Here is a 15,310-nt window from a genome sequence, read left to right as displayed (position 1 = left end):
GCGCTCCGTCCGCGGGCGATGTCAGGCGTCGACGCGGATGAGGCGCACGGCCATGTACTGGCGGCCCGGAAGCTCGACCCGCACCGTGCCCGAGCGGGTGCCGTCGAGGCGGTCGACGGTCATGTTCCACGTGTCGATGACGTCGACGGTCCAGTCCCCGTCGGGCAGCACGATGTTGCGGAAGCGCGGCCGGTTGAAGCCGAAGTAGCCGATGCGGTGGTCGTCGGTGCCGCCGAATGGCATGTCCCAGTCCGACACGAGCGGGTCCCACACGCCCTCGGGCGCCTCGGCCTGCAGCGCGCGCAGGAACCCGATGCGGTCGGGCGAGGTGCCCTGCAGGGCGCCGCCCTTCGACCACCACAGCACCTCATCGGCGCCGGGCTCGGGGAGGTACGTCTCGCCGTGGCCGACGTAGCCGCCGCGGACGGCGCCCTCCCAGAAGCGGCGGGTCATCTCCTCACCCGTGATGTTGCCCCAGCCCTGGTCGATGTCGCCCTCGTACGCGCACTCGTCGATCACGACGGGCTTGCCCCAGCGCTCGCGCCACTCGTCGGTGTTCTCCGCCGTGCGGTAGACGTCGACGCGCTGCACGCTGACGTGCGTGATCCACGGCTTCGAGTAGTCGTAGAACGGTCGGCAGTTGTGGATCGAGTTGAGGTGCCCGAAGGGGTCCTCCTCGCCGACGATCTCAGCGAGACGCTCCCAGTCCGCCGTGTCCTTCGCCCACAGCAGGTCGTACTCATTGGCCATCGACCACCAGACGTTCGAGAACGCCGCGAGCCGGCGGACGACGTAGCGGAGGTACCGCTCGTCGACGTCGGGACCGAGGTCGGCGAAGCCCCACCGGTCGTACGCGTGGAAGAGGATGAGGTCGGCCTGGATGCCGAGCGCGTTCAGCTGCGCGATGCGCTGCTCGAGCCGCCGGAAGTGCGCGGGGTCGAATCGCGTCAGGTCGAAGCCGTCCGCGAGCGACCCCTCGAAGACGAAGTCCTGGGGCTCGTTGGCGTTGAAGAGGTACGACTTGGGGAAGAGGCACATGCGGATCTTGGTGAACGGCGCCTCGGCGAGCGTCGCGAGGGTCTGCTCCTGCAACTCCTCGGGCTGGTGCGTCCACGCGTACGCCGTCGTCCCGAGCGGCGCGTGCCGCGTGCCGTCGGCGTGCCGGAAGTGGAAGCCGTCGACGCGGACGGGTCCATGCTCGCCGTCACGCACGGCGCCGACCGCGACGACGCCCTCGAGGCCGTCGAGCGAGCGCGCCGTCGAGCGGGTCGCGAACCTCCACTCGCCCTCCGCGTCGGCGAGCGCGCGCACCGCGTAGACGCCGTCGCCGTCGTAGAAGCCGCCCACGCGCACCTCGGTGCCGTCCGGCCTCACGAAGACGGCGTCGAGCTCGACGTCGACGAACGGGTTGCCGTGCGACGGACCCTCGAACCGCACCTCGAGCACGCCCCACTTCGTGACGGCGTCGGGGAGGACGATGGATGCCGACCCGCGCGGGACCTCGTCGCCCTCGTAGTCGGGGCTCGGTGCGATGGCCGGAGCGTACGGCGGACGATCCGTGTCGTCGCCGATCTCGGCGAGCTCCTCCCAAAGCCGCGCGCGCGCCGCCTCGTCCTCGAGCGCGGGGACGAGCGCGACGAGCGAGCCGAGCCGGCCGTCGCGGAACTGCGTGGCCATGGGCGACGCGGCGATGCCGGGCATCAGGCGCTCGAGGACGGCGCGCGCAGCGGGGTTGTCGAGGGCTTCACCGAAGGTGGAGCGGCGGTCGAACATCGGGGTCCTTTCGGGGGTCGTGGCTTCGGGGCTCGGCGCGGGCGGACGGCCGGCGCCGGAGGCGCCGGAGGCCGGGCGCTCAGGCCGAGGTGGCCTCGCGCACGGCGCGGTCCACCTCGGCGAGCACGGGCGGCGGAGTGAACATGAGCGCGGTCGCCAGCGAGCGTCCCGCACCCCATCGCGTCTCGGTGCGGACGGCTTCGGCCCGTTCCGGGTCGAACGCCGCGAGGGTGTCGAGGAGGGCGCGGTACGCACGCGGGTCGTCGACGACGTCGGCGAGCGAGGCCTGCAGGCCGGGGAGGGGGTGGCGCTCCGCGACCGTGGCGGCCGGGATGCGCCACTCGTGCGTCCCCGAGCCCACCTCGTGCCCGTTCCCCGAGCCCACCTCGTGCCCGGTCCCGGTCCCGGAGCCCACCTCGTGCCCGGTCCCCGAGCCTGTGGAGGGGTCGAGGTCCACGATCGCCGTCGTGTTCGGCGGGACGACCGCCGTCACGACGACCTCGTCGCCCTCGCGCCGCCACGAGACGGACGCCTCGCCGTAGGGCGTGAGGTGCCGGGCCGACGCGTGCGAGAGCGGCGGCAGCGGGCGCGGTGCGATGCGCAGGCGGCGGTAGCCGGGAGCATCGGGGGCCAGTCCCGCGACGGTCCGGTGCAGCCAGTCGGCGACCGCGCCGAGCGCATAGTGGTTGAACGACGTCATCTCGCCGGGATTGACCGACCCGTCCGGCAGGAGGCTGTCCCACCGCTCCCACACCGTCGTCGCACCCATCGTGACGGGGTAGAGCCAGGAGGGGCACTCTGTCTGCAGCAGGAGTCTCTCCGCCTCGGCGAGATGGCCGCCCTCGGTGAGCGCGTCGGTCACGAGCGGCGTGCCGACGAAGCCCGTCGCGATGCGGTAGCCGCCCTCGCGGACGAGCGCCGCGAGCCGGTCGGCCAGCCGCTGCCGGAGCTCCGGATCGACGACGAGATCGAACTCGAGCGCCAGCGCGTAGGCGGTGGGGGCGTCGCTCATCATGCGGCCCGCCGGCGTCACGTAGTGGGCCTCGAAGGCGGCTCGGCTGCGCTCGGCGAGCTCGCCGTACGTCGCCGCGTCGTCGTCGAAGCCCAGCAGGCGCGCCGCGTCGGCGACCTGGCGAAGCGACTGCGCGAGGTAGGCGCTCGCGACGATGTCGCCGTCGACCTTCGCCTGGCCCGGCTTGTCGGGTGGTGCGGCGGGGTCGAGCCAGTCGCCGAGCTGCATCCGGCCCTCCCACGGGCCGTGGTGTCCGGCATCCCGAAGCACGGCATCCGTCCACGCGCGCATGCTCTCGTACTGGGCTTCGAGCACGGCGAGATCACCGAACCGCGCGTGCAGCACGGTCGGCACGGCCGTGGCGGCATCGCCCCACGCGGCCGTCGGGCCGCCTCCCCCGAAGGCGGGCAGGGCGGCGGGGATGACGAGCGGCACCTCGCCGTCGTTGCGCGCCTGCTCGCGCGCGAGGTCGCGCAGCCACGACGTGAGGAAGGCGTCGCAGTCGTACAGGAAGCTCGCCGTCGGCGTGAACACCTGGATGTCGCCCGTCCAGCCCAGGCGCTCGTCGCGCTGCGGGCAGTCGGTCGGGATCGAGAGGAAGTTGCCGCGCATGCCCCAGACGACGTTGTCGTGCAGACGGGAGACGAGGGGATCGGATGCCTCGAACCAGCCGGTGCGCGTCATGTCGGTGTGCAGCACCACGGCCTCGACGGCCGAGGGGTCGAGGTCGATGCCCTCGATCTGGGCGTAGCGGAAGCCGTAGAAGCTGAAGCGCGACTCGAGCACCTCCTCACCCGTGCCCGCGAGGTCGAACGTCGCCGTCGCCGCAGCGTTGCGCAGCGGGCGGAGGGCGAGCTCGCCGTGCTCGAGCACTTCGGCGTGGCGGACCGTTACCCGCGTTCCCGCCGGGGCCGTCACCCGGAGACGGAGCCGGCCGACGAGGTTCTGGCCGAAGTCGAGGATCGTTCCTCCGGCCGGGGTCGCGAGCACGTCGGCGACGGGAAGCGTCTCGATGCGCCGCACCGCCGGCGCGATGCGCGCCTCCGGGACGGGCACGTTCTCGTAGCCGGGCTTCGCGGCTGCGCCCACCCGCACCGGAGCCCAGTCCACGGGTGCGCGCCGGAGGTCCTGGTGCTCACCGGGGTAGATGCCGCTCTCGACGACGGGGCCGTCGCCGCTCGCCTCCCACCCGGCGCCCGTGGGCGCGAGGGTCTCGACCGACCCGTCGGCGAAGGTGACCCGCAGCTGCGCGAGGAACGACGGCTGCGTGCCGTAGAGGCGGTCGGCGAAGGCGAAGAAGCCGTACTTCTCGGTGTACCAGGCGCCGGCGATCGTGGCGCCGAGCACGTTCTCGCCCTCGCGCACGAGCGCCGTGACGTCGACGGTCTCGTGGACGAGGCGGTCGCGGTACGCCGTCCAGCCGGGAGAGAGCACGTCGTCCGAGACGGACGTGCCGTTCACTTCGGGCTCGGCGACGCCCAGCGCCGTCCAGAACAGGAGGGCCCGGGACACGGGTCTATCCAGCGTGAAGGCCGTCCGCACGAGGGCGGGCTGCGCCTCGCGCTCCGGTGCGGCGAGCCCGACCGGCTCGGCGACCCACTCGCCGTCGGCGAGGAACCCGGCCTCGACCTGCAGCGGCTCGCTCCACGGGGTCCGCGTGCCGGAGGCGGCCGTCGAACGCACCGAGACCTCGCGGGAGTCGCCGGCCGTGAGCGGCCGGAACGGCCACGCCACGAGGGAGCTCTCGGTCCCTTCGATCGTCACGGTGTCGACGCCGTCGCTCAGCTCGACGGATGCCTGCACCCAATCGCGCTCGTCGGTCTCGACGGTCCAGGTGAGGCGCGGTGTCGCGGTCGCGACGAAGGCCGTGTCGTCTCGCAGCTCGGCGCGCAGCATCCCGATGCGTGTCATTCGTCGTCTCCTTCGGCGATCCAGCGCTGAAACGATACAACGCCATCGACAGCGTAGACGCCGATCACCCGGCCGGTGAAGGACTCGGTGACCTCCGACGAGAGGAAGCGCCCGTCGATCCGCGCGAGCTCGATGCGCTCGCCGTCGATCGTCACGGCGAGGTGGAACACGTCGCTCGTCGCGACGATCCCCGTCCCGCCCTCGGGCTTGCGCGAGGCGAGATGCAGGTCGAGGACGTCGCCGGCGGCCGGGTGCGTCCACTCCTGCAGCACGCCGCCGAGGTGCGCGCGGGCCGTGACGGCTCCCCGGCCGGCCTCGAGCTCGATGCGGAACTGCTCGTCGTAGCGCACGGCGAGGCCGCCGACGCCCTGCGAGACGTCGAGGCGCACGCTCACCTCGTTGGTGAGATGCTCCTGCCGGCGTCCGACGAAGGCGGGCCGCGCGTCGGCGAGCGTCGAGCCGTCGGCGGTGACGACGAGTCGCCCGCCCTCGACGCGCGCCACGTCGGCGGGGAAGCGCCGGACGCCGATCCACTCGAGGTCGAGCGGCGCGTCGAACGACACCTCGACGCGCGTGCCGGGGCGCGGCGCCAGCTCGACCGGTGCGATCGCAGGCCAGCCGTCGGCCCAGGTCACGGGCGTCACGAACGTCTCGCGGCCGAGCGCCGAGAAGGCACGCGTGCCGCTGCGGGGCCGCACGCCGAGGAGCACGCACAGCCACTCGCCGTCCGGGCCGACGACGAGGTCGCCGTGGCCGGTGTTCTGGATCGGGCGCGGCGTCGAGCGCGCGGACACGAGCGGGTTGCCCGGCGCCGAGGCGAAGGGCCCCTCGGGCGATGAGCCGCGTGCGATCGAGATCGCGTGGCCACGCTCCGTGCCGCCCTCCGCGATGAGGAGATACCACGCGCCGTCGATCTCGTAGACGTGCGGCGCCTCCGGGAACATCAGGCCCGTGCCCGACCACAGCGAGCGCGGCTCCTCGAGCGCGCGGTGCATGTCGAGGTCGACCTTCACCTGCTGGATGCCCAGGTGGGTCGGCGCGTTCGGATCGAGATCGCCGCTCAGCAGGAGCCCGGAGAACGTGACGTACGCCTGGCCCGCGGCATCCCACACGATGTCGGGGTCGATCCCCGAGAGGCTCTCGTCGGTGCCCTGCTGCAGGATGAGATCGCCGTCGCTCCACGGGCCGGCGGCGTCCGTCGCGGTGAAGTGCAGCATCCCGCGCCCCATCGCGTCGGTGATGACGAGGTGGAACTCGCCGTCGTGGTGTCGGATGGTCGGCGCCCACGCGCCGCCGCCCGTCGGCACCTCGTCGACGCCCAGCTGCCCGGGTCGGGTCGCGACGTGGCCGATGAGCTCCCACGTCTCGAAGTCGGTCGAGCGGTGGATCGGGATGCCGGGGAGGTACTCGAACGTGCTCGTCGAGAGGAACCACTCATCGCCCACCTTCACCACCGACGGGTCGGGGTGGAAGCCGTTGAGGAGGGGGTTGTGCAGCGTCGTCACGGTGGTCCTTTGCGTTCTTGGGTCGTGGCCGCGTGGGCGGTCAGGCGGACCCGGTCAGGTCGAGAGGATGCGGCCGAGGTCGGTCGCGAGGGCCAGCGCGCGAGGATCGGCGCCGCCCGGCCAGGGGCCGCGGGCGATCGTCCACGCGAAGGCGAGCCCCGTGTCGGGATCGACGCACGCGAGCGCGCCCATCGCGCCGTCGTGGCCGAAGGCGTTCGGTCCTCCGAAGGCGAGCGACGGCGTCGGCTTCTGGAAGACGATCGAGTGCGAGCGGTGCGGCTGGCCGAGCACTTCGTCGTAGCCGCGCACCTGCTGCTGACCGACGATCTCGACTGTGTCGGCCGAGAGGAAGGGGCTCGAGCCGTCGACGCCCGTGACACCCGCGGCGAAGAGCCTCGCGAGGCCGCGGGCGGCTCCCGTGCCGGAGACGGCGGGATGCCCGTAGCGCCAGCTCACCTCGTCGTTCGCGAGGTCGACGGGCGGGCCGGCGGGCGTGAAGACGAGCTGGGTGAGGAGGGACATGTCGCCCGGGGCGGCGCCCCCGGCGGGCGGGATCATCGGGAGCGTCGGCGCCTTGCGTGCGTCGAGCTCGGGCGGCAGGCCGAGGTAGAAGTCGATGCCGTGCGGTGCGCGGATCTCGTGCTCGTAGAACTCGTGCAGCGTCCGACCCGTCACGCGGTAGATCAGCTCCGACGCGAGGTTGCCGATCGTGATCCCGTGGTAGCCGAACGCGGTGCCCGGGTACCAGTACGGCGTCGTCGCGGCGAGCCGCTCGGCGGCGGCGTGCGGGTCGAGCAGCTCCGCGACCGTCAGCGCGGGACGCGACTGGACGAGCCCGGCCTGGTGCGAGAGCAGCTGCCGCACCGTGACGTGCGCCTTGCCCTTCTGGGCGAACTCGGGCCAGTGGTCGGCGACGCGCGCGTCGAGGTCGAGCTCGCCGCGCTCGACCAGGAGCGCGACGGAGAGGCCGATCGTGTTCTTCGTGACGGAGAACGGCACCGTGACGGACTCGCCGTCCAGGTGCGGGCCGCCCCACACATCGAGTACGGCATGCCCGTCATGGAAGGCGGCAGCCTGGAAGGACAGGTCGGGATCGAGCGCGAGGAATCCCTCGAGCCGGCCGACGATCTCGTCGAGGCGGGGGTCGGCGGTTCCGTGGAGCGCGCCGTCGAGCTGGGTGAGTCCGGTCATGCCTCAATCGTCCACTCGAATGCGAGCGGAAGGTCGACGACGGATGCCCCGGCCCGCAGCGTGTACGCGCCGGGCTCGACCACCCACTCGCCGGCCCAGTGGGCGAAGCGCCGGGCGGGGAGGGGGATGCGGGCGGTCACGGTCTCGCCGGGCGCCGCATGGACGGCGGCGAAGCCGACGAGCCAGCGCTCGGCCCGCTCGACCTCGGAGTCCGCGCGCTCGGCGTAGACCTGCACGACCTGCTTGCCTGCGCGCTCGCCGGTGTTCTGCAGAGTCACCTCGAGCGCGTCGCCGTCGCGCTGCGCGACACCCCACGCCCACGTCGTGTAGCCGAGGCCGTGCCCGAACGGGAAGGCCGGCTCGGCGGCATCCTTCAACCACGCGCGGTAGCCGATGTGGAGGCCCTCCGTGTAGCGGAGCACCCCCTCGTCGGGCGTCACATCGGTGACCGGCACGTCCGCGAGGGCCGCCGGCCAGGTCGTGGGCAGGCGGCCGCCCGGCTCCGCGGCGCCCGACAGCACGTCGGCGATCGCCGAGCCGAACTCCTGGCCGCCGAAGTAGCCCTGCACGACCGCCGAGACCTCGTCCGCCCACGGCAGCACGACGGGCGATCCGGCGTTGACGACGACGATCGTACGCGTGCCGGTCGCGGCGACGGCGCGGACGAGCTCGTCCTGCCGGCCCGGGAGGTCGAGGTCGACGCGGTCGTAGCCCTCCGACTCCACCTTCGAGTTCGTGCCGACGACGACGATCGCGACATCCGATGCCGCGGCCGTCGCGGCCGCGCGGGCGAGGAGACCGTCGGGATCGGAGTCGTCCGGCGCGATGCCGACCGTGACCGACAGGGCGCCTGCGAGCGCACCCTCCTGCGCGAGCGTGAGCTCGGTGCGCACGCGCCGCGCGACGCCCCCCTCGACGGGGAGCGCCGTCGTGAGCGACGGAGGGTTGAGGAAGGCCGCGCCGAGGTCGGTGCCCTCGATGACCGGGATGTCGTCGACGAGCAGCTCGTCGTCGACGAAGAGGCGACCGGGGTTGGCGCCCGCGAAGCCGAGCAGGACCTCGCCCGACTCCGTGGGGGTGTAGAGGCCGTCGATGACGACGCGGCGGCTCGTCGAGATGGGGGCGTCGCCACCGAACCACACGAGCGCCGTCGAGCGGCGGTCCTCCGCGAAGATCTCCGCGCCGTCGGCGTCGAAGAAGGTGACGCGGACGCCCGGCTCTCCTGTGACGGGGTTGGTCAGCTGTGCGATCGGGATCTCAGCGACGCCCTCCTGCACGACGGCGCCGAGCTCGTAGCGCACGTCGGCGTCGGGGAAGGCCCGGCGGATGCCGTCGAGCGGCGTCGTGATGCGCTCGGGCAGCACCGTCGCACTGCCGCCGCCCTGTGTGCGGGCGTCGCGGGCGTTGTGGCCGATGACCGCGATGGTGCTGAGGGCCTGCCGGTCGAGGGGGAGCACGCCGTCGTTCGCGAGGAGCACGGTGCCGGCGATGCCGGCCTCGCGCGTGAAGGCGACGCCGTCGACAGGGGCCGGGGTCTTCTGCTCCGATCCCTCGAGGGCGCCGACGCGCTCGGCGAGGAGGAGCATCCGGAGCACCTTGCGGTCGATGTCCGCCTCGGCGACGCGACCCTCGCGCACGGCCTCGACGAGGCCGGCGAAGGCGGGGGCGGGCCCCGGCATCGCGAGGTCCTGCGCGGCGGGGATCGCGTCGAGCGAGCGCACCGCCGTCCAGTCGCTGACGACGACGCCGTCGAAGCCCCACTCCGAGTTGAGCGGCGTCTCGAGCAGGTCGTTCTCGGTCATCGTGACGCCGTCGACGGAGTTGTAGGCGCTCATGATGGTCCAGGCGCCCGCCTCGACGGCCCGCTCGAACGGCGCGAGATACAGCTCGCGGAGGGCGCGCTCGTCGACCCGCACGTCGACCGTGAAGCGGTCAGTCTCGGAGTCGTTCGCCACGTAGTGCTTCGGCGTGGCGCCGACGCCGTTGTCCTGCAGGCCGCGGACGTACGCCGCAGCCAGCTCGGCCGACAGCTCTGGATCTTCGCTGAAGCACTCGAAGTGCCGGCCGCCGAGCGGCGAGCGGTGCAGGTTGATCGTCGGGCCGAGCACGACGTCCACACCCTTGCGACGGGCCTCGGATGCCGCGGCCGCGCCGTAGCGGTAGGCGAGGTCGACGTCCCACGAGGCGGCGAGGGCGGAACCCGAGGGGAGGTTGAGCGACGGCTCGCGCTCGTCCCAGCGCGGCCCTCGGACACCGGCGGGGCCGTCGGAGAGCGTCATGGCGCGCAGCCCGACCTCGGGGAGGGGAACGGTCGTCCAGAAGTCGGCGCCCTGGATGAGTGCGACCTTCTGCTCGAGCGTCAGCTTCTCGAGCAGAGGGACGAGGTGCTGGACGGTCTCGGGGCGGGTCGCGTCGTGCGGGGTCGCGTCGTGCGGGGTTCCGGACTGGGTCGCGGTCGCGGGGGTCGTCATGCGGCGGCTCCTTCGGTCGATGCGGCCGCGGCCTGCTCGGCGAGCAGGGCGCGACGGGCCGAGCGGCGCTCAGCCTGCTCGTCGGGGTTGGGCACGGGGGCGGCGAGGAAGAGCCGCTGCGTGTAGGGGTGCTCGGGTCGTGCGGTGACCTGGTCGCCCTCGCCGGTCTCGACGAGCTCGCCGTGGTACATCACCGCGACGCGGTGGCTGATGTGCCGGACGACGGCGAGGTCGTGCGAGATGAAGAGGTAGGCGACGCCGGTGCGCTCCTGGATCTCGATGAAGAGGTCCAGCACGCGCGCCTGCGTCGAGAGGTCGAGCGCCGAGACCGGCTCGTCGCACACGATGAGCTTGGGGTCGAGCGCGAGCGCCCGGGCGATCGCGACACGCTGCCGCTGGCCGCCGGAGAACTCGCGCGGGAGCCGGCCGGCCGCGTTCGCGGGCAGCCCGACGCGGTCGAGCAGGTCGCGCACGCGCGCCTTCGCCTCCTTGCCGGCGACCCCGCGCGCCGTGAGCGGCTCGGCGAGGATCTGCTCGATCGTGAGCGAGGGGTTGAGCGACGAGTACGGGTCCTGGAAGACGACCTGGATCTCGCTCGAGAGCTCGCGGCGCTGACGGCGCCCGAGCTTCGAGATGTCGCGGCCGCCGTAGGTGATCGTGCCGCCCGTGACGGGGGCGAGGCCCAGCACGGCGCGGCCGAGGGTCGTCTTCCCCGACCCCGACTCGCCGACGAGGCCGACGGTCTCGCCGGGGCGGATGTCGAGCGAGACGCCCTTGAGGGCCTGGAACGGCTTGGCGCGGAACCCCTTGCCGGGGTACTCGACCACGAGGTCCTTGACGTCGAGCAGCGTGCTCATCGCCGGGCTCCTTCCTTCGCGGCGCCCGACGTGGGCCCGGCGGTGACCAGCGGCGGCCGGGCGGGACCCTCGTCGAGGATCGCGTCGAGCAGCGACTGCGTGTAGGGGTGGCTGGGGTTTCCGAGGATCGTGCGGACGGGACCCTGCTCGACGAACAGGCCCTGCTGCATCACGGTGACCCGGTCGCAGAGGTCGGCGACGACACCGAAGTTGTGCGTCACGAGCAGCATCGCCATGCCGCGCTCGCGCTGCAGGTCGCGCAGCAGGTCGAGCACCTCGGCCTGCACCGTGACGTCGAGTGCCGTCGTCGGCTCGTCGGCGATGATGAGGTCGGGGTCGGTCGAGACGGCGCCCGCGATCAGGACGCGCTGCGCCATGCCGCCCGACACCTCGAACGGGTACGCGTCGAACGTGCGCTTCGGATTCGGGATGCCGACCCGGTCGAGCAGGGCGAGCGACTTCTCGGTCGCCGCCTTCCGGCTCAGGCCCAGGTTCTTCACGAGCGGCTCGACGAGCTGATACCCGATCTTGAACGACGGGTCGAGGTTGGACATCGGCTCCTGGGGGATGTAGCCGATGCGCTTGCCGCGGATGCCGGCGTAGACCTTCTCCGAGGCATCCGCGAGCTGCGTCCCCTCGTAGTCGATCGAGCCGGCCGAGACGTGCCCGCCGCGGGGGAGCAGGCCCAGCACGGCGAACGCGGTCTGGGTCTTGCCGGAGCCCGACTCGCCGATGAGGCCGTGGATCTCGCCCTTGCGGACGTCGAGCGAGACGCCGTGGACGACCTCGATGTCGGCGCCCTCGGGCTGCTGGTACGCGACGCGCAGGTCGCGGATGCGCAGCGCGGGCTGCTGCGGCTGCTGCGACGTGGTGACGTCGTCGGGGTGCACGATGGTCCCGGCGGAGACGACGGGCAGCTCGGTCGAGTCCTCGATGGGCGCGGCATCCGCCCCGCTCGTGGAGATCGAGGTCGTGACGGCCGCGATCGACGCGGTCGCGCTCGACACTGCCCGGCGGCGGCGACGCCGGACCGTCGTGGTGCGCTCCAGGATGTCGCGCATCGCGTTGCCGACGAGGGTCAGTGCGATACAGGTCGTCGCGATGGCGAGCGAGGGCCACAGCATGAGGGTGGGTGCGCGGTAGATGTTCGCGAAGCCGTCGTTGAGCATCGAGCCCCAGGTCGGCACGCTCATGTCGCCGAGCCCGAGGAACTCCAGCCCCGACTGGATCGCGATCGCGATGCCCGCGATGATCGCCGTCTGGATGATGATCGGCGCCCGGACGACCGAGAGGATGTGGCGGCCGATGATGCGGGTGTCGCTCAGGCCCGAGACGCGGGCCGCATCGACGTACAGCTCGCTGCGCACGCCCACGACGGCGGCGTAGACGAGGCGGAAGTACGCGGTCGAGAGGATGATGCCGAAGATGAGCATCGCCCACCACACGGAGGGTCCGAGCACCGTGCGGGCGGCGATCAGCACGACGATGGGCGGGAGCGCCACGACGAGCGAGGTCACCCACGACGAGACCGAGTCGAACCAGCCCTTGAAGTAGCCCGCGATGAGGCCGGCGACGACGCCGATCACGAGAGCCGTCAGCACCGCGAGGGCCGCGGCGGCGAGGGTCGTCGAGGTGGCCCAGAGCAGGCGTGAGAGCACGTCGCGGCCCGCGCTGTCGTTGCCGAGCGGGTGCGCGGCGCTCGGTGGGGCGAGCACGAGCTGGAGCGAGGCCTTGTTGGGGTCGTAGGGGGCGATGAACGGCCCGATCACGGCCATCAGCACGACGAACCCGAGGTAGAGGAGTGCGACGAGGCCGACGGGCTTGCGCACGAGGCGCCGGAAGAGCGAGGTCTTGACGTGCGGAGTGGGCACCGCGGGAGGCACTTCGATGGCGGTCATGACAGTCGCACCTTCGGGTTGAGCGCAGCCTGCGCGAGATCGATGACGAGATACGTGATGATGACGAGGATCGTGAAGACCACGACGAGGCCCATCACGACGGGGATGTCGCCCTGCGTGCCCGCCATGACCGTCAGCTGTCCCATCCCAGGGAGGGCGAAGATCTGCTCGACGATGACGGCGCCGCTGAGCAGGCCGATGAACTGCACGCCGAGGATCGCGAGCGCCGGGCCGCCGGCGTTGCGCAGCACGTGCTTGTAGACGACGCTGCGCGTGTCGAGGCCGCGGCTGCGGAGCGTGCGCACGTAGTCGCGCGACATCGCGTCGATCATGGATCCGCGGATCTGCTGGGTGACGGCGGCGATCGCGCCGACCGCGAGGGCGACGATCGGCAGGGTGATGGAGGAGAGCCACCCGGTGAAGGACGTGGTCGCCGGGATGTACCCGGTCGCCTTGAACCAGTGCAGGTTGATCGCGAAGATCAGCACGAGGTAGACGGCGATGAGGAAGCCCGGGATCGCGAACCCGAGCACCGAGACGAACTGCACCGTGCCGTCGACGGCGCCGCCACGGCGGGCGGCGAGGACGCCGAGGATGACGGAGACGATCGCCGTCACGATCGTGGTGCCGATGACGAGGGAGAGGGTCACGGCGAGGCGGCCGGAGAGGCTGACGACGACGAGCTGGCCGTTGAACCACGACCGGCCGAGGTCGCCGTGGAGGGCGTTGGTGAGCCAGTCCCAGTACTGCACGACCAGGGGCCGGTCCAGGCCCAGCTCGTGCGCCTTCTGCTGGACGAGCTCGGGAGAGGCGCTCTGGCCGAGGATACGGCGGGCGATGTTGGCGCTGTCGAGGTACAGCAGACCGAACGCGAGGGCCGAGATCACGAACAGGAGGACGATGCCGGCGCCGATGCGCCGGAGGATGAAGGTGAGCATGCTGCGCTCCAGGTCTCAGGGATGAGAGCGGGTTCCGGCCCGCCCGCTCAGGCGGCGGGCGGGCCGGAATGGCCGGCTACTGCTTCGGCTGGAAGTCGTAGATGGCCGGGTAGGCGTTGGTCGGGAGCATCTTGACGGTCGTGTTGGCGTCCGTCGCGAAGCTGCCCTGCACGCGGTAGAAGGGGGCGAACCAGGCCTGCTCGACGATGTACTTGTTGAGCTCCTTGGCGACGGACGCCTGCGTGGCGGCGTCTCCGAACTGGATCTGCTTGATGTACTCGTCGACCTGCGGGTCCTGGTAGTGGAACGGGTTGAACACGGCCTGCGGGGCGATCATGAAGTTGATCAGCTGCCAGTCCGGGTTCTGCTCGAGGGCCATGAATGACGCCGGGTACTTCGGCGCCAGGAGGTCGGCGATGAAGTTGTTCGGCGCGACCTCGGTGCCCTGCACCGTGATGCCCACGTCGGCGAGCTGCTGTGCGATGAGCGTGTAGGTCGCCGCGCCCAGGAGCGAGACCGTCGGCATCGAGATCGTGAGGCCGTTCGGGTAGCCGGCCTCCTTGAGCAGCTCCTTGGCCTTCTTGGGGTCGTACGTGTAGTAGTCGTCGAGCTCGGGGTCGTACGCGTCGCTCGTCTTCGGGAACACCTGGGTCGTGACGGTGCCCTTGTCGGCGGCGGCGGCCTTCAGCATGCCCTTGCGGTCGATCGCGTAGTTGATGGCCTGGCGCACCTTGACGTTGGCGAGCTCGGGCGACATCGTGCCGGCGCGGTCGAGCAGCAGGAGGCCCTGGAAGTCGAGCTCGTTGGCGTTGACGGTCCAGCCGGCGCCCTCGACCTCGGCGAGGTTGTCGTTGTTGACGAGCTTGACGCCGTTCGCCTCGCCCGCCTTGATGGCGTTGAGGGCGGCGGTCGGGTCGCTCAGGACGTTGATGACGAGCTTGTCGTAGTGCTGGACGTCGGGGTTCCAGTACTTGTCGTTCTTCGTGTAGACGTAGCTGGTGCCCGTGACCGTCGCCGAGGTGTCGAGTTTGTACGGGCCGGATCCGACCGGATTCGTCGCGACATCGGTGCTGTCGAGCGACGCCTCGCTGGCGACGATCCCCGCGTCACGCGTGAGGTAGTTGAGCAGAGCGGGGTCGGGAGCGCTCAGGGTGATGACGACGGTCTGGTCGTCGGGCGCCTCGATCGAGGCGACGTTGGTGAGGTAGCCGGCGTCCGGGCCGGTGCCGCTCTTGAAGTGCTCGAGGCTCTTGGCGACGGCCTCGCCGGTGAGCTTCGAGCCGTCGGTGAACGTGACGTCGTCGCGGAGCGTGAGGGTCAGGACCGTGTTGTCGTCGTTGTACGACCACTTGGTCGCGAGCCACGGCTCGATCGTGCCCTCGGGCGTCGCGAGGAGGAGGGTGTCGAACACCGACTGGTAGAAGGGGGAGCGATTGCCCCACTCCGCGCTGGCCGGGTCGAACGTCGTCGGCGCGGCGATCGCGCCGAGCGTGAGAGTGCCGCCGGCTCCGCCGGTGCTGCCGCCGGCGTCGCCCGCCGCGCAGCCCGTGAGGGCGAGGGCGGCCGCCGCGATGACGGCTGCTGTGGCCTTCCATCGGAACATCCTTGGTCCCACTTTCGTCGTGGCGATTCCCCTGTGGATCGCCCTGCCGGGAGACGCTAACACCAATCCCGAATGGGCGCTAGGTTTTTGGGATAAATTTCTAGCGATCATTCGGAATTCGTTGTAGAACGGTTTGGGAAGGGACGCTCGC

The 15,310-nt window shown here is 71.6% G+C and carries 9 protein-coding genes; all 9 read right to left on the bottom strand.

Annotation, left to right across the window (positions count from 1 at the left end):
• Positions 1 to 21: 21 nt before the first annotated feature.
• On the bottom strand, positions 22 to 1,773 hold the full coding sequence (locus tag AAIB33_RS14085) for a DUF5605 domain-containing protein (RefSeq protein ID WP_345800590.1): 1,752 nt from the start codon (positions 1,771 to 1,773) through the stop codon (positions 22 to 24).
• 79 nt (positions 1,774 to 1,852) lie between these two features.
• Positions 1,853 to 4,696 carry a family 78 glycoside hydrolase catalytic domain gene (locus tag AAIB33_RS14080; RefSeq protein WP_345800589.1) on the bottom strand — a complete coding sequence of 948 codons (2,844 nt, stop codon included), beginning with the start codon at positions 4,694 to 4,696 and terminating at the stop codon, positions 1,853 to 1,855.
• Positions 4,693 to 6,201 (bottom strand): family 43 glycosylhydrolase, encoded by a 1,509-nt coding sequence (locus tag AAIB33_RS14075; RefSeq protein ID WP_345800588.1) that lies wholly within the window; start codon positions 6,199 to 6,201, stop codon positions 4,693 to 4,695. Before AAIB33_RS14075 ends, AAIB33_RS14080 begins: the two co-directional genes overlap by 4 nt.
• A 54-nt stretch (positions 6,202 to 6,255) precedes the next feature.
• Positions 6,256 to 7,392, bottom strand: a complete 1,137-nt coding sequence (locus AAIB33_RS14070; RefSeq protein ID WP_345800587.1) for a serine hydrolase domain-containing protein — start codon at positions 7,390 to 7,392, stop codon at positions 6,256 to 6,258.
• Positions 7,389 to 9,863 carry a glycoside hydrolase family 3 C-terminal domain-containing protein gene (locus AAIB33_RS14065; protein WP_345800586.1) on the bottom strand — a complete coding sequence of 825 codons (2,475 nt, stop codon included), beginning with the start codon at positions 9,861 to 9,863 and terminating at the stop codon, positions 7,389 to 7,391. Before AAIB33_RS14065 ends, AAIB33_RS14070 begins: the two co-directional genes overlap by 4 nt.
• On the bottom strand, positions 9,860 to 10,720 hold the full coding sequence (locus AAIB33_RS14060) for an ATP-binding cassette domain-containing protein (RefSeq protein ID WP_345800585.1): 861 nt from the start codon (positions 10,718 to 10,720) through the stop codon (positions 9,860 to 9,862). Before AAIB33_RS14060 ends, AAIB33_RS14065 begins: the two co-directional genes overlap by 4 nt.
• On the bottom strand, positions 10,717 to 12,618 hold the full coding sequence (locus tag AAIB33_RS14055) for a dipeptide/oligopeptide/nickel ABC transporter permease/ATP-binding protein (protein ID WP_345800584.1): 1,902 nt from the start codon (positions 12,616 to 12,618) through the stop codon (positions 10,717 to 10,719). The genes AAIB33_RS14060 and AAIB33_RS14055 overlap by 4 nt, the downstream gene beginning before the upstream one ends.
• The gene (locus tag AAIB33_RS14050) at positions 12,615 to 13,556 is read right to left on the bottom strand and encodes an ABC transporter permease (RefSeq protein ID WP_345800583.1); all 942 of its coding nucleotides are present in this window, start codon (positions 13,554 to 13,556) and stop codon (positions 12,615 to 12,617) included. The genes AAIB33_RS14055 and AAIB33_RS14050 overlap by 4 nt, the downstream gene beginning before the upstream one ends.
• A 76-nt stretch (positions 13,557 to 13,632) precedes the next feature.
• Positions 13,633 to 15,159: an ABC transporter substrate-binding protein gene (locus tag AAIB33_RS14045; RefSeq protein WP_345800582.1), complete on the bottom strand. Its 1,527-nt coding sequence runs from the start codon at positions 15,157 to 15,159 to the stop codon at positions 13,633 to 13,635.
• Between the last annotated feature and the right edge of the window lie 151 nt (positions 15,160 to 15,310).

It is taken from the genome of Microbacterium sp. AZCO, assembly GCF_039614715.1.
Classification (GTDB): Bacteria; Actinomycetota; Actinomycetes; order Actinomycetales; family Microbacteriaceae; genus Microbacterium.
The sequence above is the reverse complement of the archived record's forward strand: the minus strand, read 5'-3'. Positions and strand labels throughout refer to the sequence as shown.